This is a genomic window from Caproicibacterium sp. NSD3, from assembly GCF_053613275.1.
The window spans coordinates 1,560,204-1,580,934 of record NZ_CM132119.1; the positions used below are offsets into that span (position 1 = coordinate 1,560,204).

At 43.4% G+C, this 20,731-nt stretch carries 21 protein-coding genes and 1 pseudogene; 13 read left to right on the plus strand and 9 right to left on the minus strand.

The window, feature by feature from the left end:
• Positions 1-66: 66 nt before the first annotated feature.
• From spoIIR to ACVS9P_RS07610, 5 genes are all read right to left on the minus strand, one after another.
• Positions 67-669, minus strand: a complete 603-nt coding sequence (gene spoIIR, locus ACVS9P_RS07590; RefSeq protein WP_452102979.1) for a stage II sporulation protein R — start codon at positions 667-669, stop codon at positions 67-69.
• 76 nt (positions 670-745) lie between these two features.
• Positions 746-1,612 carry a 4-(cytidine 5'-diphospho)-2-C-methyl-D-erythritol kinase gene (gene ispE, locus ACVS9P_RS07595; protein ID WP_452102980.1) on the minus strand — a complete coding sequence of 289 codons (867 nt, stop codon included), beginning with the start codon at positions 1,610-1,612 and terminating at the stop codon, positions 746-748.
• A 3-nt stretch (positions 1,613-1,615) separates the two neighbouring features.
• Positions 1,616-2,788, minus strand: coding sequence for a pyridoxal phosphate-dependent aminotransferase (locus tag ACVS9P_RS07600; RefSeq protein ID WP_452104686.1), 1,173 nt, complete (start codon positions 2,786-2,788; stop codon positions 1,616-1,618).
• A complete protein-coding gene (locus ACVS9P_RS07605) occupies positions 2,784-3,269 on the minus strand; it encodes an Lrp/AsnC family transcriptional regulator (RefSeq protein WP_266161379.1) in 486 nt (161 codons plus the stop codon). The genes ACVS9P_RS07600 and ACVS9P_RS07605 overlap by 5 nt, the downstream gene beginning before the upstream one ends.
• A 121-nt stretch (positions 3,270-3,390) precedes the next feature.
• Positions 3,391-4,203 carry a histidinol-phosphatase HisJ family protein gene (locus tag ACVS9P_RS07610; RefSeq protein ID WP_452102981.1) on the minus strand — a complete coding sequence of 271 codons (813 nt, stop codon included), beginning with the start codon at positions 4,201-4,203 and terminating at the stop codon, positions 3,391-3,393.
• Between the two features lie 239 nt (positions 4,204-4,442).
• Here ACVS9P_RS07610 and ACVS9P_RS07615 point away from each other — a divergent pair, with 239 nt between their 5' ends.
• From ACVS9P_RS07615 to ACVS9P_RS07665, 11 genes are all read left to right on the plus strand, one after another.
• The gene (locus ACVS9P_RS07615) at positions 4,443-4,712 is read left to right on the plus strand and encodes an ACT domain-containing protein (protein ID WP_452102982.1); all 270 of its coding nucleotides are present in this window, start codon (positions 4,443-4,445) and stop codon (positions 4,710-4,712) included.
• A 38-nt stretch (positions 4,713-4,750) separates the two neighbouring features.
• Complete coding sequence (locus ACVS9P_RS07620) at positions 4,751-6,109, plus strand: DUF711 family protein (protein WP_452102983.1); 1,359 nt, start codon at positions 4,751-4,753, stop codon at positions 6,107-6,109.
• Between the two features lie 380 nt (positions 6,110-6,489).
• Entirely contained in the window at positions 6,490-6,801 is a 312-nt protein-coding gene (locus ACVS9P_RS07625; protein ID WP_452102984.1) for a hypothetical protein, read from the plus strand.
• A 2-nt stretch (positions 6,802-6,803) separates the two neighbouring features.
• Positions 6,804-7,865 carry a V0D/AC39 family V-type ATPase subunit gene (locus ACVS9P_RS07630; RefSeq protein WP_452102985.1) on the plus strand — a complete coding sequence of 354 codons (1,062 nt, stop codon included), beginning with the start codon at positions 6,804-6,806 and terminating at the stop codon, positions 7,863-7,865.
• Between the two features lie 3 nt (positions 7,866-7,868).
• On the plus strand, positions 7,869-9,809 hold the full coding sequence (locus tag ACVS9P_RS07635; RefSeq protein WP_452102986.1) for a V-type ATP synthase subunit I: 1,941 nt from the start codon (positions 7,869-7,871) through the stop codon (positions 9,807-9,809).
• A 41-nt stretch (positions 9,810-9,850) separates the two neighbouring features.
• The gene (locus ACVS9P_RS07640) at positions 9,851-10,255 is read left to right on the plus strand and encodes an ATP synthase subunit C (RefSeq protein WP_452102987.1); all 405 of its coding nucleotides are present in this window, start codon (positions 9,851-9,853) and stop codon (positions 10,253-10,255) included.
• 3 nt (positions 10,256-10,258) lie between these two features.
• Complete coding sequence (locus ACVS9P_RS07645; RefSeq protein ID WP_452102988.1) at positions 10,259-10,567, plus strand: V-type ATP synthase subunit F; 309 nt, start codon at positions 10,259-10,261, stop codon at positions 10,565-10,567.
• A gap of 21 nt (positions 10,568-10,588) precedes the next feature.
• Positions 10,589-11,233, plus strand: coding sequence for a V-type ATP synthase subunit E (locus tag ACVS9P_RS07650; RefSeq protein ID WP_452102989.1), 645 nt, complete (start codon positions 10,589-10,591; stop codon positions 11,231-11,233).
• A gap of 18 nt (positions 11,234-11,251) precedes the next feature.
• On the plus strand, positions 11,252-13,012 hold the full coding sequence (locus ACVS9P_RS07655) for a V-type ATP synthase subunit A (protein WP_452102990.1): 1,761 nt from the start codon (positions 11,252-11,254) through the stop codon (positions 13,010-13,012).
• Between the two features lie 13 nt (positions 13,013-13,025).
• Entirely contained in the window at positions 13,026-14,507 is a 1,482-nt protein-coding gene (locus ACVS9P_RS07660) for a V-type ATP synthase subunit B (RefSeq protein WP_452102991.1), read from the plus strand.
• A gap of 3 nt (positions 14,508-14,510) precedes the next feature.
• Positions 14,511-15,152, plus strand: a complete 642-nt coding sequence (locus ACVS9P_RS07665) for a V-type ATP synthase subunit D (RefSeq protein WP_452102992.1) — start codon at positions 14,511-14,513, stop codon at positions 15,150-15,152.
• Between the two features lie 166 nt (positions 15,153-15,318).
• Here ACVS9P_RS07665 and ACVS9P_RS07670 read toward each other — a convergent pair whose 3' ends face one another.
• Positions 15,319-15,756, minus strand: coding sequence for a DMT family transporter (locus tag ACVS9P_RS07670; RefSeq protein ID WP_452102993.1), 438 nt, complete (start codon positions 15,754-15,756; stop codon positions 15,319-15,321).
• A gap of 128 nt (positions 15,757-15,884) precedes the next feature.
• Positions 15,885-16,121 (minus strand): AbrB/MazE/SpoVT family DNA-binding domain-containing protein, encoded by a 237-nt coding sequence (locus ACVS9P_RS07675; RefSeq protein WP_452102994.1) that lies wholly within the window; start codon positions 16,119-16,121, stop codon positions 15,885-15,887.
• 237 nt (positions 16,122-16,358) lie between these two features.
• Between ACVS9P_RS07675 and ACVS9P_RS07680 the strand changes: the two genes are divergently transcribed.
• Both ACVS9P_RS07680 and ACVS9P_RS07685 read left to right on the plus strand, forming a co-directional pair.
• Positions 16,359-17,309, plus strand: a complete 951-nt coding sequence (locus ACVS9P_RS07680; protein WP_452102995.1) for an L-lactate dehydrogenase — start codon at positions 16,359-16,361, stop codon at positions 17,307-17,309.
• A 26-nt stretch (positions 17,310-17,335) separates the two neighbouring features.
• Positions 17,336-17,821, plus strand: a complete 486-nt coding sequence (locus ACVS9P_RS07685) for an acyl-CoA thioesterase (protein WP_452102996.1) — start codon at positions 17,336-17,338, stop codon at positions 17,819-17,821.
• Positions 17,822-17,922: 101 nt separating this feature from the next.
• On the opposite strand, the gene ACVS9P_RS07690 is transcribed toward ACVS9P_RS07685, so the two are convergent.
• Together ACVS9P_RS07690 and ACVS9P_RS07695 are read right to left on the minus strand one after the other, a co-directional pair.
• Positions 17,923-19,518, minus strand: coding sequence for an NAD(P)/FAD-dependent oxidoreductase (locus ACVS9P_RS07690; RefSeq protein ID WP_452102997.1), 1,596 nt, complete (start codon positions 19,516-19,518; stop codon positions 17,923-17,925).
• Positions 19,515-20,594 (minus strand): annotated as a pseudogene (locus ACVS9P_RS07695) (NAD(P)/FAD-dependent oxidoreductase); the annotation flags it as partial. The gene ACVS9P_RS07690 and the pseudogene ACVS9P_RS07695, both read right to left, overlap by 4 nt.
• Positions 20,595-20,731 lie beyond the last annotated feature (137 nt).

Below are 20,731 nucleotides of genomic sequence, written 5' to 3' on the forward strand. Positions count from 1 at the left end.
AACAATTGGGGCGGAAAAGCTAAAAAAGGCTCCTTCGGTTTTCCGAAGGAGCCTTTCAAAATCTTTTTAGGAGTTTTGAGAAAGCCATTGGCGTATTTCTTCATAGAGTTCCACCGTTTTAAATTTGACGGCAAACCCTGGTTGTGTCATCTCCTCCTGAGCCGGAGTCAACACATCGGAAAGAGTATTACTATCCTGCTCTGCGCCTGGCAGACAAAGCGCCGGAAACAGCACACACCACCAATTATGCCCTTTTCCTTCGCCGATTAAAATACGAAGCGCACGATAAGTACCGGCAGGCAATGTTACATTTCCATAGGTTCTCGTAGGAAACCAACAGTCTTCTAACCGCACCTCCACCGGATCATTACTTCCGTTTTCTCTCAGGACTTCTTCTCCGGCTTCCTTTAAATCTGCAAGATGTGCCGCAGCAGCTTCTTGTGCTTCTTCACGGCTATCCACATTTTTAAACCATTGTTCACTAACCGAAAGAACCCGATCCCGTACTTTTAGTTTTAATGCTTGATCCTCTTCTGAATCTGAATTTGCAAGAACGTGCAGCCGCAAAACCCGATCAGAAATTCCTTCTCCCGCAGCAGTGATTCCCGTACAGGAAATTGCCAGACAAAGGACTAACGCTGCAGCAACTGCTTTTGTAAAAAGGCGCATGCCCCATTCCTCCTCTAAAATAAAATTCAAAGGAAGTATGGGGCATACTGGAAAATTTATACAATTTGTTTGAAAATTATGGTTCAATTTGAAGCGGAACTGAGACCGGTTCACACAAAAAAGTCTCATCATATTGCTTTTTTAAGGAATCCATGCATTTTTGTGCCAAAATAGGATCCTCAAAAATCCCAAATACCGCAGATCCACTGCCTGTCATTGCGGCACCAAGCGCTCCCATTTTCAAAAAAGCTGCCTTCAATTTTAAGATTTCCGGAAGCTTTAGAATATCTTCAAAGAAGTTTCCAAGAGAAGCTGAAAGCTTTATAAGATTTTCTTCTTTGACTGCTTGCTTCACATTTTTGCTGTAGCACGCTTCTAAAGAAGGCAGCCGATCCGCCATCTCAAAAGCCGCCTTTGTCTCTACCCCGATTTTAGGTTTACATAAAACAATTTTACAGGCAGGCATTTCATTTAAAGGAGTAATCTGCTCTCCGATTCCCTCGACTAAAGCTGTGCCACCCCTGATACAAAATGGCACGTCTGCTCCAATTTTTTCGCCGAGAGTAAAAAGTGCTTTCTCCGAAAATGGTTTCCCGGAAATCTGATTTAAAATTTGCAGGACGGCTGCGGCATCGGTACTGCCACCGCCGAGTCCCGCTTCATGCGGAATCTGTTTTTCAATTCGAATTTGAATTTTGGGTGCTTCGGGAAAGATTTCGTAAAAATGTTTTGCCGCACGATAGGCAATATTTTCGGGACCGTCGGGCAGATCTGCACCGTCACACCTTACGAGCAGAATATCACTTGGCAGGATCGTCAGGCAGTCGGCAAGACTAATGCTTTGATTTACCATGCGCAGAAGATGATAGCCATCTTCTCTTCGTCCGACCAGATCCAGCGCAAGATTAAGCTTTGCATAAGCTTTTACAACAAACGGTTTCATAAATCAGCACCCAAGCTGCTTTAAAAAGTCACGAATTCTGGAAAGCGCTTCCGTAATATGATTGATACTGTAAGAATAAGAAACACGAACGTACCCTTCTCCGCAGTTTCCAAAGGCGCTGCCCGGCACAACTGCTACATGTTTTGCATAAAGCAATTTTTCACAAAATTCATCACTCGAAAGTCCAGTGCGCTTAATACATGGGAAAACATAAAAAGCACCCTCCGGCTCAAAGCAAGTCAAGTTCATTTCATTAAAGCCGTCAACAATCAGCCGACGGCGCATATCATACTGCTCTCGCATATAAACGATATCAGCGTCTCCATGACGCATCGCTTCAACCGCCGCATATTGGCTGGTAGTTGGAGCACTCATAATTGCATATTGATGAAGCTTTGTCATCTGCGCGATCAGTTCTTTTGGTCCCATGGCATATCCCAAACGCCAGCCAGTCATCGCGAATGCTTTTGAAAAGCCATTGACAACAATCGTACGCTCGCGCATGTCCGGAAGGGACGAAAATGCAACATGCTTCTGATCTCCATAAGTCAGCTCACTATAAATCTCATCAGAAAGGACAATTAGGTTGGTTCCACGAATGACTTCGGCAATCGCTTCCAGATCTTTTTTTCGCATAACCGCTCCCGTCGGATTATTTGGGAACGGCAGTACAAGAAGTTTTGTCTTCGGCGTGATTGCTGCGCGCAGTTCTTCCGGTGTCAGGCGAAACCCGTCTTTTTCTTTTGTTTCGATAATGACTGGAACAGCCCCTACCATCTGTGCCATCGGTTCATAACAAACAAAACTGGGCTGCGGAATCAAGACTTCTTCTCCCGGCTCCACTAAACAGCGGACTGCAAGATCCAAAGCCTCGCTGCCGCCGACGGTAACAAGCACTTCTGTTTTTGGGTCATATTGAACATGGTAGTGACGATCAAAAAATTTGCAGATTTCCTCTCTTAATTCTGCAAAACCCCGATTCGGACTATACCATGTTTTCCCCATCTCCAAAGACTTGATTCCTTCCTGACGCACATGCCATGGGGTGGAAAAATCCGGTTCGCCAATGGAGAGAGAAATCACGTCATCCATTTCGTTGGCAATATCAAAAAATTTACGGATTCCGGAGGGGCGAACCTGTTGAATCCGCTTTGTCAGCAGTTTGCTGTAATCAATCACAGTATACGTCTCTCCTCTCGTCCTTTTCCTCCTCCTGATTCATAATGACGCCGCTCTCTTTATAGCGAGTCAAGATAAAATGCGTTGCGGTGGAAAGCACACTGTCCAAGGTAGAAAGGCGACGCATGACAAACATTGCGACATCCTGCATCGACTTTCCGTGAACGGTAACTGCGAGATCGTAGCCTCCCGACATCAAATAGACACTGTCCACTTCGGGAAAGCTCATTACTTTTCCCGCAATCTCATCGAAACCACGATTTTTCTTCGGAGAAACACGCAGCTCAATTAGGGCAATGGCCTTATTGGTATCGACACGCTCCCAGTTGATCAGGGCCTGATAGCCGCGGATAACCCCTCTTTTTTCGTAATCAGCGATCGCTGTGCTGATATTTTCTTCCGTCTCGTCCAGCATTGCTGCCAGCTGTTTATTGCTTAAACGGGCATTCTCATGCAGCAAAGTTAAAAGTCGATCCATCGGTCTTTCACTCCTTCTGAAATACTGTTTTTTATAAATTTTTGAGCTTTTATTATATCATATTAAAAAAAGAAACAAAAGAGGAAAGTGCATAAAATACACTTTCCTCTTTCAAAAAAGCTTATTCCGAAATTAAAACCTGCACAGGCGTTCGTTTTTCATAAATCGTAAAATGTGAAAAGCCAATCCGCCGCAGCATACTGAAAGTTTCCTCGATTCCGCTGCCTACATCAGCCCAACGATGTGCGTCACTTCCCACCGTTATCATGCTTCCTCCAAAACTTTGATATCTTCTGAGAATTTTTTCATTTGGCATCGTCGTTCCCATTTTCTGCCGCAAGCCGCTGGTATTGACTTCCAAACTCTTTTTCTGGCGAATCAATTCTTTTAATACATGGTCAATCTGGTTTTGGTAGTCTTCTATCGGAATTTCAATCCCATACTCTTTAAAATACCTCCACGGATAAGTCAGATGCGCCAAAGAATCAAATTTTCCCCAACGAATCATCTCTAAAAGTTCTTCAAAATATTGGGTCAACACCGGCCTTACATCCCGATGTTGATAGTCAAAATCGTAAAAATCACGTTTGCCTTTAGCATTATGTAAACTTCCGAGAACAAAATCAAATGAACAGGCATTTAAAATATCATCTGCACCGCTTTTATCCTGCATCGGCTGTCCCAATTCAACCCCAGTAAAAATATGAATTTTATTTTGAAAGGAAACCGCAGCACGCCTAGTTTCGCTCCAACTTTGGCAAACTGATTCATGAAAATGCTGTTCCCAATAAGTATTACATTCGCAATGATCGGTAATCGTAATCGCATAAAGGCCCTGATCAAATGCATTTTTACAAAGCATCATGACCGAATCGGCACCGTCTTCGCTGCACTTAGAATGGGTATGACAGTCAGACAAAAAAGGATATTTCATGTTTTGACCTTCTTTCTAAAGGCTCCAGTTTTTCTAAATAAATCAAAAAGACAAATTCATTTTAACATGTTTTACCTTGGAATCCTAGACATCAGTGTGACTGTTTTGTTTTGGCGGAATCTCTGATTTTTAAGCAGTTTGCCGGACAATTTGTCGGGGGGAAAAAAATATTGACAGTCTCTCTTTTATCGTTCATAATAAATTTAAAAAGTTTGAATTATGTATCGGAGGGAATAAATATGCGCGCAGTTATTACAGTTTTAGGCAACGATATGGTGGGAATTCTTGCAAAAGTCACCGCGATCTGTGCGGAAAACGGCGTAAATGTAACGGATGTTTCGCAGTCGATTATGCAAGATCTCTTTGCAATGATTATGTTGGTTGATCTGAAGGATTCCAAAATCCCGTTTGATCAACTTTCCGACAAATTCACAGCACTCGCAAAGCAAGAGGGACTCACGATTCACATCATGCACGAAGATATTTTTAATTCTATGCACCGCATCTGACTTGATACGGCGTCAAAAACGAATAAAGGAGTAAATCCATGCTCAATACCCATGATATTTTAGAAACCATTGATATGATCGATAACGAAAACCTGGACGTGCGTACGGTCACAATGGGAATTTCTCTTTTAGATTGCATCGACAGTGATGCAGACAAAGCGTGTGACAAAATTTATGATAAAATTTGCCGGTACGCAAGTAATCTCGTAAAAACCGGAGAAGATATCAGCAAGGAATATGGAATTCCGATTATTCACAAACGAATCTCTGTTACCCCGATTGCAATGGTCGCAGGAGCCTGCCCCGGCGTAAATCCTGTCCGCTACGCCAAAGCGCTCGACCGGGCTGCAAAAGAAGTCGGTGTTAACTTTATCGGCGGCTACTCTGCGCTGGTTCACAAAGGATTCGGCCCCGGCGACTACGCACTGATCGAAAGTATTCCCGAAGCACTCTCCGAAACTGAACTCGTCTGCTCCAGTGTAAATATCGGCACAACAAAAGCCGGCATCAATATGGACGCAGTTGCAAAGATGGGAAAAGTAGTCCGCGAAACTGCAGAGCGCACCGCCGACAGGGAGTGCATTGGTGCCGCAAAGCTGGTTGTCTTCTGCAATGCTCCGGAAGATAACCCCTTCATGGCCGGTGCTTTTCACGGAGTAGGCGAGCCGGACTGCGTCATCAACGTTGGCGTTTCCGGCCCAGGCGTTGTACGCGCAGCTCTGCATAAATGTCCAGACGGTGATTTAACGGAAGTAGCGGATATTATCAAAAAAACCGCCTTTAAAATTACCCGTATGGGACAGTTGGTTGCGCTGGAAGCCAGCCGCAGACTTTGCGTTCCCTTTGGAATTGTAGATTTGTCTCTTGCCCCCACACCGGCAGTTGGAGACAGCGTTGCACACATTCTCGAAGAAATGGGTCTGGAGCGCTGCGGTGCCCATGGAACGACCGCTTGTTTGGCACTTTTAAATGATGCAGTGAAAAAAGGCGGCATTATGGCAAGTTCTCATGTAGGCGGCCTTTCCGGTGCATTTATCCCGATTACTGAAGATGCAGGGATGATCGACGCTGCCCGCTGCGGTGCACTCTCTATTACGAAACTGGAAGCAATGACAGCTGTCTGCAGCGTAGGACTTGATATGATTGCTATTCCTGGTAATACCCCTGCCGAAGTGATTTCCGCTATTATCGCAGATGAAGCAGCCATCGGTATGGTCAACTTAAAAACAACGGCTGTTCGGCTGATTCCCGCCATCGGCAAAAAAGTCGGTGATGAACTTAACTTTGGCGGTCTCTTAGGCAGCGGACCTGTAATGGAACTGAATCCCTATTCTCCTGCCAAACTGATTGCACGCGGCGGTCGAATTCCTGCTCCTATGCAAAGCCTTAAAAATTAATTTTGAATTTTAAAAAGCAGAAGATTCATTTTTTAAAAAGTCGAAATTTGTAATATTGAAAAAGTTAAGATAAATTCTAGGTCTTTAATTTTTCTTATAGAATTTTTAGATTAATTTTGCATACACGTTTCTTAATTCTGCATTTTAAGAAAAATATTTTATTGTTTATTGATTATATCTACCAAATTTTCAAAAGATTTTTGTAAGGTTTGTGCATCTTTCTCTTGAATTTTGATTGTAATTGTACTATGATTCTGTCTTAGTAAGTCTCATAAGAAACCTAAATTTACATTTTATAGGCTTTTCAAAATAGATGCTGTTAATCTTTTCCCGGAAAACAAATGTTTTCCGGGATTCATGCCGTTTTAGGAGGTGTATCTATGGAAAACTTAATTGACCAAATTGTAAAAATGGATCAGCAGGCTCAAAAGATCACTGATCTTGCGCAAAAGGAAAAGCTCCAGGCTACCAGTGATGTTGCTAAGCGCCGAGAAGAAATTCGGGATGCTTATTTAAAAGAAGCAAGAGAACGCTTGCACAAAAACGAACCTCAAGAACGTAAATTGGCTGAAGAAAAGTGGAAAGTAACAGAACAAAAGCAAGCTGTTCTGCGAGAAAAGATGGAAGATGTTTACCATCAAAATCATGATGGTTGGGTTCAGGAATTGGTCAGCCGTGTATTGGAGGGATAACCATGGGACAGACCTCATCAAATGCCGTCCTCAGTAAAGCGCGCGCACTTTATGGCCAAAGGCTGCGCTTTGAGGACTGGATGGCTCTTCTGGATTGTTCTTCCGTCAATGACATTGCCACTTATCTAAAAGCACATACCGCATATCGTTCCGTCCTCGTTTCGATCGATGAATTTCATATTCACCGCGGTCAGCTGGAAGCCTGTCTGCGGGAGCGGCTCTTTAGTGAAAGCGCAAAATTAGCTCGTTACGATCTGAATCTTGGGGAACATGTTTCAGCTTACCTGCTTCAAAAGCTGGAAATCCAAATGATTCTGCGCTGCATCACAAGACTGAATTCCGGGCAAATGGAAGATCCTTTCTTTTTAATCCCGGAAAGTGCAGCGCACCAAACGGAAATTGACGAAAAAGCGCTTCATACGCTCTCCAGCTATGATCAGCTGCTTCACGCACTTTCCCATACACAGTATGAAAAAATTCTTTTGGCATTTGCCCCAAAAAGCGCCAAAGAACAAGTTGATTATACCGGAATTGAAAGTGCTTTATGGATTGATTTGTTTCGACGGCTCTATCAAGTCATCTACAAAGAAACAAAAGGTCAGACCCGTGAAGAATTGCTGCGTATTTTTGACGATTATATCGATCTCAATAATTACAGCCGCATCATTCGTTTAAAGCGAACTTATCACGCTGACCCCGATCAAATCAAATCCCTTTTGCTGCCTTTTGGCAGTATAAAAAAAGAAACGCTTGATCGAATGGCAACAGCAGAATCTGAAAAAGAAGCCTCTGAGATCATGCAGACAACGCGAGTCGGAAAGCGCACACTCTCCACCCCACACCAAGATCCCGATGATCTGATTTTTTACATTGAATATCACGACTGCCGCAAAAACATTCGCTTTAGTCCCAATCCCAGTGTCGTGCTTTTCTCCTATGTTTTTCTTCTTCAATCAGAACTACATGATCTGACCACGCTGATTGAAGGAGTTCGTTACCAACTGCAGAAAGCAGAAATTCAAAATCTTCTGAACCCCGAGCGGTTCAGCGGAAGGAGTTCCTAAACCTTGGCTATTATCAAAGTAAAAATCATCAGCATGATAGGGCAACTAAGTGAATTGGATGCAGTGACTGCAATCTGCGGAAAAAGTCACCTCTTTCACCCAGATAATGCGATGAATTTTTACTCTAACACAGAATCCTTTCTGCCTTTAAGTGAAGATAACCCATATCAGGCGCCTTTGCAGCAGCTTTCTTCTTCAATCAAATCGATTGGGCAACCTCTTCATCTTTTCTCAGAAGAAGAAACTGAAAAGAAACAGCTAAAGCCTATTCAGGCTCTTCACTATGCACAGGCAATTTCTAATCGTATCGCAAAACTTCAAGCACAGCACGAAAAAATTTCAAAAGAAGTACAGCACTATGAACAAGATGCGAGAGATGCTTCTCATTTTGTCGGGCTGTCAGTTGATTTGAAAAAAATTCGTGTATGTCAGTTTATCTCTATTCACTTCGGCTCTTTGCCAAGGGCCGGTTATGAACAGTTAAAAACATATGAAGATAACCCATTTGTAGTGTTTTTCCCCTGTACATCGGATGAAAAAACAGTTTGGGGCGTTTATATCTGCCCCTTGGAGCAATGTTCGGAAATTGACCGAATTTTCTCCCGTCTGTATTTTCAGCCACTGGATCTGGAACGCTTCGACGGCACCCCAAAAGAAGCTGTCGAACAATTTAAAAAAGAAGCCGACGCTTCCCGCAATGAGTTGAAAAAGGTCGATGACGAAATTAATCAACTTTGGAAGAACGAGCAGGAACGCTGCAACCTGATTTATTCATGGCTGACAATTAAAAATACCTATTTTGGAATTCGAAAATACGCATTCCAATATAATGGCTTTTTCATTCTTTCCGGCTGGATTCCTCAAGAAGCTGAAAATTCCTTTACCAGCAAACTGGATCAATGTTCCAGCGTAGAATACAACCTTGATGATGCTTCTAATGAACTGGTTCATTCTCCACCGGTAAAGCTGCATAACCGCCGTCCATTTAAAGCATTTGAATACTTTACTCAAATGTACGGTCTGCCAAATTACAGCGAAATTGATCCAACGCCCCTCCTTGCCTGTATTTTTGTGACATTATTTGGCATCATGTTTGGTGATGTAGGGCATGGTATCTGTGCATTCCTTCTCGGCTTATGGATGTGGAAAAAGAAGAGCATGCCTCTCGGGCACATTTTAATGCCCTGTGGAATTTCTTCCTGTATTTTCGGTTTTGTATTCGGTTCCGTATTCGGATTTGAGCATTTGCTCGACCCGCTTTATTATGCACTCGGATTCTCAGAGAAACCCATTTCCGTCATGGAAGGAAGCACAACGACTAATATTTTAATTTTTGCTGTTTCTATCGGCGTTGTGCTTCTAATTGTCGCTATGTTTCTCAACATTATCTCTTCTCTTCGGCAAAAACACTATGAGCGTGCACTTTTCGGACAGAATGGAGTTGCAGGTCTGATTTTCTATATCAGTATTGTTTTCGGATTCGTTCTGCAGCTTCTTGGTACTCCGGTAATGACCCCGCTCTATGTAACTCTTCTGATCGTTTTGCCTCTCTTGGTTATGTTTTTCCGCGAAGTTTTCGGTGGTCTTATGGAACATAAACCCGATTGGAAACCGGAAAAATGGGGCGAATTTATTGTTCAGAATTTCTTTGAATTATTTGAATTTCTTCTTTCCTATCTGAGTAATACCGTCTCCTTCCTGCGGGTAGGTGCTTTTGTACTAGTCCATGCCGGCATGATGAATATGGTATTTACGCTTGCAGATATGGTCGGTGGTATCGGTTATCCAATTGTTCTCATAATCGGCAATATCTTCGTGATGGCGTTGGAAGGATTGCTCGTAAGCATCCATGTCCTTCGTCTGAATTTCTATGAAATGTTCAGTCGTTTTTACGATGGCGACGGTCGGCCCTTTACTCCGGTAGAGGTTCGTGTCCCATCTTAAAATAATTAAAATGAATTCAATTTGACTTGGAGGTTTTTGTTATGACCGCAATTTTATTAGCTGTTCCAGTAATCTTTTTAATTGGCTCTGTAATGTGGGCTGTCCGTGCGGTAAACCACGGAAAAAAGCCCCGTACTGCTCTAATGGTACAGATTTTCTCCTGCCTTTTGGTCGGTGTCGTTACCCTTGCAATTCCGATGACCGCCCATGCAGCAAATGCCGTTGCCTCCAGTGCTAACGGCCTGGTAGCAATCGCTGCCGGCCTCGCGGTCGGTATCGCCGGCGTCGGCGGCGGAATCGCAGTTGGTCCCAGTGCCGCTGCAGCAATCGGTGCCTGCAGTGAAGATTCTAAGAATTTTGGTAAAGCAATCATCTTCGTTGCATTGGGCGAAGGCATTGCACTATATGGCCTGCTGATTGCAATTCTGCTCTTTACGAAGGTGTGAAACATGCGCTTTTATCTAATCAGCGATAACGTTGATACGCAAGAAGGCATGCGGCTTGCGGGAATTGATGGAGTCGTCGTGCACAAGGCCGAAGAAGTACAAAAGGCTTTGGACGACGCGATCCAAATGGACGATGTAGCAGTTATTTTAATCACTGCTACCTTATTACAACTTTGTCCGGAAAAAATCTATACCCTAAAATTAAAAATGAAAAAGCCACTGATTGTAGAAATTCCGGATCGCCATGGGAACGGACGTACAAAAGACTCTATTACCCGATATGTCCGCGAAGCCATCGGGGTAAAAATTTAACCTGTAGGGAGGTGCAGACTGATGAAAACAAATCCTTCCGCAGCCCCAGCCGATATTTCGGCACCAGCTACGGTAAATCACGAAGATTTCCGCGTTGGAAAATTTTATGAGGCAATTAACGAATATGCCAGTGAACAACGCCAGAAAATCAACCAGGAAATCTTAGATTATAAACAAAAAGAACTCGAAAAGGCAACAGACCAGGTCCTACAGGAAGCCTACGAGATGATTCAGAAGGAAATGGCAACCATGACCTCCTCTATCGCCCGTGAAATGGCAAAAAAAGAACTAGAAGGCCGACAGGCACTGTTAAAGCGTCGAAAAGCAATCACTGAAGAAGTCTTTAACAATGCTGCAAAAAAGCTTCTGGACTACGCAAATGGGTCCGAATATCCTGAGTACTTAAAGAAGTGCGCATTAAAAATGAAGCCACTCTTTACAGTAGGAGATACTGTAATCTATCTGCGAGAAGAAGATAAAAAATATGAAGATCTGCTAGAGCCACTTTTGGGTCGTTGTATCTTCCGTATAGACCGAAAAATTCGGCTCGGCGGTTTTTGGGCTGAAAGCAATACGCAGGGAATCGTTGCTGATGAAACTTTTGACTCTCTGTTAGAAAATCAGCGCAAATGGTTTGCGGAAAACACCAATATGGAAATAGTATGACGATTGAGGTAACTGTGAATGAGTAGAAATGTGATTTTCGGCATTAACGGGCCGGTCGTCACCGTAAAAGACACCAAAGACTTTTCCATGATGGAAATGGTCTATGTAGGAACGCAAAAACTTGTTGGTGAAGTAATTGGCATCACCGACGACCGCACTACAATCCAGGTTTATGAAGAGACCACGGGACTTCGCCCAGGTGAGCCGATCACTGGAACCGGGTTCCCGATGAATGTAACGCTTGGTCCTGGAATTCTGGATAATATTTTTGATGGAATTGAACGCCCCTTAAAAGCGATTGCAGATTCTTCCGGCGCATTTATTGCGCGCGGCTGTAATGTACCTGCACTCGATCAGGAGCGCAAATGGGATATGACCCTGAAAGTAAACCAAGGCGATCAAGCTTCTCCTGGACAAATTTATGCTACCTGCCCGGAAACACCAGCAATCGAGCATCGCTGCCTTGTTCCCCCTGCCCTTTCCGGCACGTTTACAAAAGTGATGGAAAACGGCAGCTATCGGGTCAACGATACGATTGCAGAAATTACTGATGAAGAAGGTACCGTCCACCCGCTGACTCTCTGCCAGCGCTGGCCGATTCGAACCCCGCGCCCTGTAAAAGAACGGCAGCCAAGTTTTGTACCACTGATCACCGGCCAGCGTGTCATTGATACACTGTTCCCGATCGCAAAAGGCGGTTCGGCAGCGATTCCTGGCGGTTTTGGTTCCGGGAAAACGATGACACAGCACCAACTTGCAAAATGGTGCGATGCAGATATCATTGTTTATGTCGGCTGCGGAGAACGTGGAAATGAAATGAGTCAGGTCTTGGAAGAATTCGGCGCCCTAATTGATCCAAAAAGCGGACGTCCGATGACTGACCGTACCGTTCTGATTGCAAACACCTCCAATATGCCTGTTGCTGCCCGTGAAGCTAGTATCTATACGGGTGTAACGCTCTGTGAATACTACCGCGATATGGGCTATCATGTGGCAATGATGGCGGACTCTACCTCACGTTGGGCAGAAGCTCTGCGTGAAATCAGTGGCCGTTTGGAAGAAATGCCTGCTGAAGAAGGATTCCCAGCCTATCTGCCCAGCCGTCTGGCAGAATTTTATGAGCGCTCCGGTCTCGTGAAAAACCTAAACGAAAGTGAAGGTTCCATTACGTTGATCGGCGCTGTCTCTCCTGCAGGCGGTGATTTTTCCGAACCGGTTACTCAGAATACCAAACGTTTTACCCGTTGTTTCTGGGCGCTCGATAAATCGCTCGCCTATGCGCGCCATTATCCTGCTATCAACTGGATGGAAAGTTATTCGGAATATGTCAACGATTTGAATCCATGGTACGAAAAAAATATCGGCCCTGAATTTATCAAATATCGTTCCGAAATCAGCTCCATCCTGTTGGAAGAAAATAAGCTGATGGAAATCGTAAAATTGATTGGTGCCGATGTACTGCCGGATGACCAAAAGTTGGTTATTGAGATTGCAAGGGTCATTCGTGTTGGTTTTCTGCAGCAAAATGCTTTTCACCCAGAGGACACTTATGTTCCGCTGGAAAAGCAAAAGCGCATGATGGAAGTAATTCTCCATCTCTATCACAAGGCAAAGGAATTGGTCACCACCAATATTCCGATTTCCGGTCTGGTACAATCCGGCCTGTTCGATAAAATTATTAAGATGAAATACGATGTTCCAAATAACAAATTGGAACTTTTTGATCAATACTTGTCCGAAATCGATAAAACCGTTTCCGGACTTGTGATGAACTCTTAAGGGGGCGCAGAAAATGATTTTGGATTATGTTGGAGTCAAAGAAATCAACGGTTCCCTGATCGTTCTGGATGACGTCCCGAATATTTCCTTTGATGAAATGGTAACCATTCAGCTCGAAAACGGTACCCAGCGCCAAGGACGTGTGGTTCAGATGGAAGGCTCTCGTGTCGTGATTCAGGTGTTTGAAGGAACGCGCGGAATTTCATTGACAAACACACGCACTCGTCTAACCGGACACCCGATGGAAATGGCGCTGTCTCCCGAAATTCTTGGACGTGTGTTTAATGGAGCCGGTCACCCCATCGATGGGCTTGGCGATATCTTCCCTGTAAAATGTGCTGACGTCAACGGTACCCCAATCAATCCTGTCAGTCGAAAATACCCACAGAATTATATTAATACCGGCATTTCCTCGATTGATGTGCTGACTACGCTGATTCGTGGACAAAAGCTGCCGATTTTTTCCGGCTCCGGCATGAAGCACAATGAATTGGCTGTTCAAATTGCTCGTCAGGCAAAGATCACTGATAAGGGTGGAGAAGATAACTTTGCAATCGTTTTTTCCGCCATGGGCGTTACGAATGATGTCGCAGAATATTTTCAACGCAGTTTTGAAGAAAGCGGCGTTCTTGGAAAAGTCGTTATGTTTTTAAACCTTGCCAGTGATCCGATTATTGAACGTACTCTCTGTCCGCGCTGTGCGCTGACAGTTGCCGAATATCTGGCTTTTGAACTTGGAATGCACATTCTTGTTATTATGACCGATATGACAAGCTATGCGGAAGCTTTGCGTGAGTTTAGCTCCTCAAAAGGAGAAATTCCAGGAAGAAAGGGATTCCCTGGTTATTTATACAGCGACTTTGCAAGCCTTTATGAACGTGCAGGTATGATAAAAGACAAACCCGGCAGTGTTACGCAGCTACCAATTTTAACAATGCCAAATGATGACGTTACGCACCCGGTCCCTGATCTGACCGGCTATATTACAGAAGGCCAGATTTCTTTGGATCGCAATTTGGATGCAAACGGAATTTATCCTCCTGTCAGTGTTCTCCCAAGTCTTTCTCGTCTTATGAAGGACGGTATCGGCAAAGGATTTACCCGCGAAGATCATCCGGCTCTCGCAAATCAGCTTTTCGCAAGCTATGCAAAAGTAAATGATGCACGGTCTTTGGCAAGCGTAATCGGTGAAGAAGAACTATCCCCTATTGACAAAGATTATATAAAATTTGGCAATCTCTTTGAACATCGCTTTTTACGGCAGGGATTCCATGAAAATCGGACGCTTGCGCAAAGCCTTGATTTAGGCTGGCAGTTACTTGCAACCCTCCCGCGCAGTGAACTGGATCGTGTAGACGATGACTTTCTCGACCGCTACTATGAAAAAGCCAAAAAGGAAGTTGAGAAGCAAAAAGCAGAACAGGAAAACGCGAAACAAAAAGTGACTGACTCTACAAATCTTAATTTTGACCAAACTACAGTGGGAGGGAAATAACCGATGGCAATCACAACCGTTCCGACAAAAGGTAATCTTTTGGCTACCAAGCGTACACTCTCCCTTTCGCAGACCGGTTTTGAGCTGCTTGACCGTAAACGCAACATCTTGATTCGCGAGATGATGCAGCTAATTTCCCGTGCCAACGAAATTCAGAGTAAAATTGACAATGTTTATGAAGAAGCATATTCCGCTCTGCAAAAAGCAAATATTACATTGGGCATTGGAGTTGATCTAGCTCGCACGGTTCCTTTGGATAACAGTTTAAAGCTATCCTTTCGCAGCGTCATGGGCGTAGAAATTCCGATCGTTACGATTAAAGATCCTCAGGAAAAACAAGAGATTCCCTTTGGACTTTCTCAGACAAATTCATCGCTCGATCTTGCCTTTTCAAAATTTCAAGAAGTCAAATATTTGACCGCAGAACTTGCTGAGGTGGAAAACAGCGTTTATCGCCTCGCAGATTCTATTAAAAAGACACAGAAGCGAGCAAACGCGCTGAAAAACATTATGATTCCCCGCTTCCAAAAAGCTGTAAAATTTATTTCAGATGCGCTGGAAGAAAAAGACAGAGAAGAATTTTCAAGACTGAAAGTTTTAAAATCAAAAAAAGAGCGAGAAAAATTTCAAAAACAAAAAGCATAATAAAAAGGATGGGCTGCCGAAAAACTTCGACAGCCCATCCTTTTTAGAGAGAGGAGAAATTTATGAAAAAGAATCTTGTAATCATTTAATAAATATAGAATAGACGGTGGATGTGTTTATTCTGTGTCATTTGAAAGAAAAATATACGAAATATGAATCAAAAAATTTATGTCGGAAGTTTGTATTTTAATAACATTACTCCTCCGACCATTAGGATTAATCCCAGCACCTTCTGCCATGTAAACGGAATTTTTTCTTCATTCAAAAGGCCAAACGCATCCACTACAGCCGCTGTAAGAAGCTGTGCAATTAGAATAATAGAGACCGCAATCGTTGCTCCAAGCCCTTTCATAGCCAGCATAACGGTAACTGTGATGACAACTCCCAAAGCTCCTCCGAGAAGGTCCATTTTGCTTGCTTCCTGAACCGCACTGAAATTTCCGGTCCCAAAAAAAATCAGAACAATCACAGAACATAAAAATGCAATTCCCTGCACCAGTACATTCGATTCATAAAGCCCAATATGATCACTCAGGCGTGTATTAAACACTCCCTGAAAGCTCATTGCAGCCCCAGCAATGATGGCAAATATAACTGCAAACATCAAAAAATTCCCCCTGCAGGAAAAGTTTACCCTCCTTTTTCTATTTCTATACAACGAAAACGAATTTGCCGGTTTTTAAAATATAAAAGCCTTTTCTCTCAGCTTGACTTTAAGAGAAAAGGCTTCTTTTACTTTTCTTCTGGTATTCCATGCTCCAGTGAAAATAAATTTTTAAAAAGCTGATCATAATCTTTTTTCTGTGGAATTGCGATTCCACGCTCTTTATCGGCAAGCAGCAGCAGCGTATCTCCTGGTTGGATTTCAAACATATCCCGTGCCTCTTTTGGAATGACAATTTGCCCTTTAGGACCAACTTTAACAGAACCCATATATTTATCATCAATCACTTTTGAAAAACTTTTCATTCGAATACACACCCTTTTTACTGATTTTTCAGTACAAATATTAAGAATAACATTTCTTACTTGTAAAACATTTACTGCTAATATTATAACCCGAATGAAAAAAGAAATCAATTAAAACGATTTTTTGTAAATAGGATCTTCATTGACAAGTTAAAATCATGAGTCTACAATAAAGAATAATCCAAATTACATAAGATTTTGAAGCTTTTGGGGATTTGTATCTTAGGAGGGTAAAAGATGAGAACAAAAAAAGTTGGCATCATTGGTCTAGGACATGTGGGCGCTCATGTCGCATACAGCATCGCTGTTCAGGGAATTGCGGATGAAATTGTTTTGGTCGATCAGAATGAAAGCAAAGTAAAAAGCGAATGTCAAGATTTGATTGACAGTGTTGCATATCTTCCTCATCGGATAAAAGTCGCTGTCGGCGGCTTTGCAGACCTTGGAGACTGTGATATCATTGTAAATAGTGTTGGCAATATCGATCTGCTCCGCGGCAATAACAATCGTCTGATGGAAATGGACTTTACCATCGCCGCAGTAAACGGCTATGTTGATAAAATCAAAGCTTCTGGTTTTAATGGAGTTTTGATTAATATTTCTAATCCCTGCGATATTGTTACCAGACAGCTGGCTCTTGGGCTCAAACTTCCGCGCGGCCGCGTATTTGGAACTGGAACCGGCCTTGATACAGCCAGATTAATTTCAGCTCTGGCGGAACAAACTGGAATCGATCATAAATCCATTACCGCTTATATGCTGGGGGAACATGGCAGCGAGCAGTTTGCACCATGGTCTTGTGTATCTTTCCGCGGTAAATCTCTAGATGAGTGGGCAAAAACAGACAAACGATTCCAATTTGACCGTGATGAAATGCAAAAATATGCAATTGGTGCCGGCTGGCGTACATTCAGTGGAAAATTCTGCACCGAATATGCGATTGCCAGTACCGCCGCAAGAATGGTACACATTGTTTTTCATGATGAAAAACAAATTCTTCCGGCAAGCTGTGAACTCTGCGGGGAATATGGAGAATCCGGGCTGTTCGCCGGTGTTCCTGCTGTAATCGGAGCACATGGTGCAGAAGAAGTCGTAGAGCTGTCACTGAATACTGAAGAAAAAGAAAAATTCCATCATTGTTGCGAACAGATCAAAAAGAACATGGAACATTTAAAAGAAATTAAGTGAAAATTTTTAAAACTGGAGTGATCGTCATGGAAACAAGACCTTCAAAGCATGTCTCAGAATCTAAGGTCGTGCAGACACAAATTGTTTTAAGCAGCCATATTAATGGTGCTGGAAGACTCTTCGGCGGGCAATTAGTAGAATGGATTGACGTTGTTGCAGGAGTTGTTGCGCGTAGGCACTCCCATTGCAATACCACTACCGCTTCTATCGATAATCTTCAATTTAAAGAAGCTGTACATATCAACGATACCGTTCTGTTGTTTGGAAAAATCACTTATGTTGGAAGAACCTCTATGGAGGTTCAGGTAGATAGTTACGTGGAAGAACTGGACGGAAGCCGCAAACTTGTGAATACCGCTCACTTTGTAATGGTTGCATTGGATAAGAATGAACATCCAACTATGGTTCCTTCTCTGATTGTCGAAACAGACGAAGAAAAAGTGGCCTGGCAAGCCGGAGAAAAAGAGACGCCTTGCGCAAACAGCGCCGAATCGAACAATATTGATTTTTGAGGCTGAATCGAATCTTTTGTATTTCATTTAGCCTTTTGCCTCATTTTTCTATTTATGCTACCCATATAAAAAAGCAGAGGACTAAAAAGTTCTCTGCTTTTTTATTCCATCGTTTTTTGAAGAACCTTTTCTGCACAGCGAATCCCATCAACCGCTGCAGAAACAATTCCACCTGCATATCCGGCTCCTTCTCCGCATGGATAAAGCCCCGGAATCGAAACGGATTCATAATTTTCTCCGCGCACAATCCGGACCGGCGAAGAAGAACGAGATTCTACAGCCGTCAACAGAGCATCCGGATCAGAAAAGCCATGTAGTTTCCGATCCATTCTAAGGATTCCTTCTCCCATTGCCTCACAGAGGAATTTTGGAAGGCATTCCTGTAAATTTGCCGGCTGGACTCCTCTTGGATAAGTCGGTTCGACGGTTCCAAAAAGATCCGTCTTTCTGTCATTCAAAAAGTCCCCCACGCGCTGGCATGGTGCCAAATAAGCACCGCCTCCAGCTAGGAATGCTGCCTTTTCTAATCTACGCTGAAATTCAATGCCGGAAAGCGGATGATCGCTTCCAAAATCCTGCGGCGTAATTCCAACCAAAAGCGCCGAATTTGCATTTTTACCATCTCTTGCAAAAGTGCTCATTCCATTTGTAACGACTCTTCCCTCTTCGCTGGCAGCTGCAACAACCATGCCACCGGGACACATGCAAAAGGTAAAAACACCGCGCCCATTTTCCAGATGAACTGCCATGCGATAATCAGCTGCACCCAAAGCCGGTTCTTTGGAAAAAGCACCGTATTGGCTCTCATTAATTTTCTGCTGCAAATGTTCAATTCTTGCACCAACAGCAAACGGTTTTGGTTCTAGAAGAGCACCTTCTCTAAAAAGCATCGAAAAAGTATCCCGCGCGCTGTGCCCAACTGCCAAAATCAGCTGTTCGCACGGAATTTCAGAAAATCCATCCAAAGAATGAACTCGTATTCCCTTTAAAGACCCATCAGAATTGCGCAAAAATCCATCTACCCTACTGTGAAAATACACTTCTCCACCCAAAGACAGAATTTGATTTCGCAAAGTTTGAATAGTTTTTGGCAACAAATCTGTTCCAATATGTGGTTTTGCCTCCCATAAAATACATTCTGGTGCTCCTGCCGAAACAAATTGTTCCAAAACATAACGAATCCGAATATCTTTCGTTCCGGTATTTAGTTTTCCATCGGAAAAAGTTCCCGCTCCGCCTTCTCCAAATTGGACATTGCTTTCTGGATTTAGTACACCAGTCTTCCAAAAATCCTGTACTGATCTCTGCCGTTCTTCCACCGGAGCTCCGCGCTCCAAAACGATGGGACGTTGTCCCGACTTCGCTAAAATCAGAGCGGCAAACAATCCCGCAGGACCAAAGCCGGCAATTACCGGACGCGTAACGAGCGGCTTACTTTCAGGCAGAACATAACGATAAGGAACTGCCTCCGTTACCTTCGAATTGCGAGAAATTCCAGGGATTTTACGATCAACTTCAACTTCCACCGTACAGATAAAATGAATCTGATCTTTATGACGTGCATCTACTGATTTTTTGATAAGTTCCAAATGACAAATCTCTTTGGAAGGAATCTGCAAACTGCGCGCTGCCAGCCTAAAAAGGTCCTCCTGCCGATAAGAAAGAGACAGCGACAGTGATGAAATTCGATATCTCATTTGATTCCCTCCCGACTGATTTTTTCGGCTGCCGCCATCGCGGTAATCCATGCCCAATGCAGATTAAAGCCACCACAGTCTCCATTTAGATTTAAAAGCTCTCCCAAAATCCAGAGGTCCCGAACTTTGCGTGACTCACAGGATTCATCAATTTCATCTAATGGAACCCCACCAACTGTAATCTGTGCATTTTGAAACGGTGCTGTCTTTTGTACGGTAAACTGCAAATGTTTACAATCTTCCGGTGTACAACAGGCAGCCAATGCTTTTGGCAAAACCCCCTGCAAAGAACCATCACATGCTTCTGTCAATGATTTTAAAGTCTTTACGTCATATTCCGGTGCTAGATCCAACGAAATAAGATCCCCCGGCAAAGCTTTTCCGGAAAGATCAAAAATGCAGATTCCTGAAAGTCCTTGTGCAGTAAATTGAATTTCTCCCATCGTGCAGGCAACAACTTTTCCTTTGCGGAGCAGAGTCACCATTCCCCGAGCTCTTATTCCTTTTAGTGTACGAATTTTCTGCTGTTCACAAACAAAAATCGGGCAAAGTCCCGGTTTCAAGCTGGGAATCGTATGGCCAAGCTGCCGCAGCAGATCATATCCGGAAGAAAATTTTGCGCTGCTTTTTCCCCCAGTCGCTAAAATACAAGTTTGAGCTCTTATTTTTTCGTTGCTTTTCGAAAGGAGAAGAAAGCCATTCCCATCTTTTTGAATTTCAACCACTTCAAATTCACAGCGTTCACGTACTCCCAGTAACTCAAGACGGGCACGCAAAAGATTCAAAACCGAAGAAGCCTGCATGCTGTAGGGATAGACGCGCCCTTCTCCCTCTTCCCGGCAGAGAAGCCCGATTTTTCGAAACGATTCAATAACGGTCTCGGGAGAATATTTTTGCAAAAGCACTTCTGCTCTTTTGACATCTCCATGATAGTGTTCCTGCGACACCCGAAGGTTTGTAAGATTGCAGTGTCCATTTCCGGTAGCGAGTAACTTTGTGCCAACCCGTTTCCCGGCTTCCAAAATCAAAATGTTTTTTCCGCCAAGTTTCTCTGCAATTTGTACTGCGCAGAAAAGTCCGGAAGCCCCCCTCCGACAATTACAATTGGAATTTGCTGCATTTTAAAATCCCCCAGTCATCGCTGTTATTGCTTAAAATTATACCCTATTTCGGTAAAAAAATCAAAAATATAGACGTTATTCCGTCAAAAAAG

Coding starts and splice junctions, on each gene's coding strand:
- ACVS9P_RS07675 (WP_452102994.1), bottom strand. CDS start 16,121: ATGAAAAGTTTTTCAAAAGTGATTGATGATAAATATATGGGTTCTGTT.
- ACVS9P_RS07625 (WP_452102984.1), top strand. CDS start 6,490: ATGGAAAACTTAATTGACCAAATTGTAAAAATGGATCAGCAGGCTCAA.
- ACVS9P_RS07615 (WP_452102982.1), top strand. CDS start 4,443: ATGCGCGCAGTTATTACAGTTTTAGGCAACGATATGGTGGGAATTCTT.
- ACVS9P_RS07605 (WP_266161379.1), bottom strand. CDS start 3,269: ATGGATCGACTTTTAACTTTGCTGCATGAGAATGCCCGTTTAAGCAAT.
- ACVS9P_RS07690 (WP_452102997.1), bottom strand. CDS start 19,518: ATGAGATATCGAATTTCATCACTGTCGCTGTCTCTTTCTTATCGGCAG.
- ACVS9P_RS07640 (WP_452102987.1), top strand. CDS start 9,851: ATGACCGCAATTTTATTAGCTGTTCCAGTAATCTTTTTAATTGGCTCT.
- ACVS9P_RS07630 (WP_452102985.1), top strand. CDS start 6,804: ATGGGACAGACCTCATCAAATGCCGTCCTCAGTAAAGCGCGCGCACTT.
- ACVS9P_RS07680 (WP_452102995.1), top strand. CDS start 16,359: ATGAGAACAAAAAAAGTTGGCATCATTGGTCTAGGACATGTGGGCGCT.
- ACVS9P_RS07665 (WP_452102992.1), top strand. CDS start 14,511: ATGGCAATCACAACCGTTCCGACAAAAGGTAATCTTTTGGCTACCAAG.
- ispE (WP_452102980.1), bottom strand. CDS start 1,612: ATGAAACCGTTTGTTGTAAAAGCTTATGCAAAGCTTAATCTTGCGCTG.
- ACVS9P_RS07645 (WP_452102988.1), top strand. CDS start 10,259: ATGCGCTTTTATCTAATCAGCGATAACGTTGATACGCAAGAAGGCATG.
- ACVS9P_RS07610 (WP_452102981.1), bottom strand. CDS start 4,203: ATGAAATATCCTTTTTTGTCTGACTGTCATACCCATTCTAAGTGCAGC.
- ACVS9P_RS07660 (WP_452102991.1), top strand. CDS start 13,026: ATGATTTTGGATTATGTTGGAGTCAAAGAAATCAACGGTTCCCTGATC.
- ACVS9P_RS07655 (WP_452102990.1), top strand. CDS start 11,252: ATGAGTAGAAATGTGATTTTCGGCATTAACGGGCCGGTCGTCACCGTA.
- ACVS9P_RS07620 (WP_452102983.1), top strand. CDS start 4,751: ATGCTCAATACCCATGATATTTTAGAAACCATTGATATGATCGATAAC.
- ACVS9P_RS07650 (WP_452102989.1), top strand. CDS start 10,589: ATGAAAACAAATCCTTCCGCAGCCCCAGCCGATATTTCGGCACCAGCT.
- ACVS9P_RS07670 (WP_452102993.1), bottom strand. CDS start 15,756: ATGTTTGCAGTTATATTTGCCATCATTGCTGGGGCTGCAATGAGCTTT.
- spoIIR (WP_452102979.1), bottom strand. CDS start 669: ATGCGCCTTTTTACAAAAGCAGTTGCTGCAGCGTTAGTCCTTTGTCTG.
- ACVS9P_RS07685 (WP_452102996.1), top strand. CDS start 17,336: ATGGAAACAAGACCTTCAAAGCATGTCTCAGAATCTAAGGTCGTGCAG.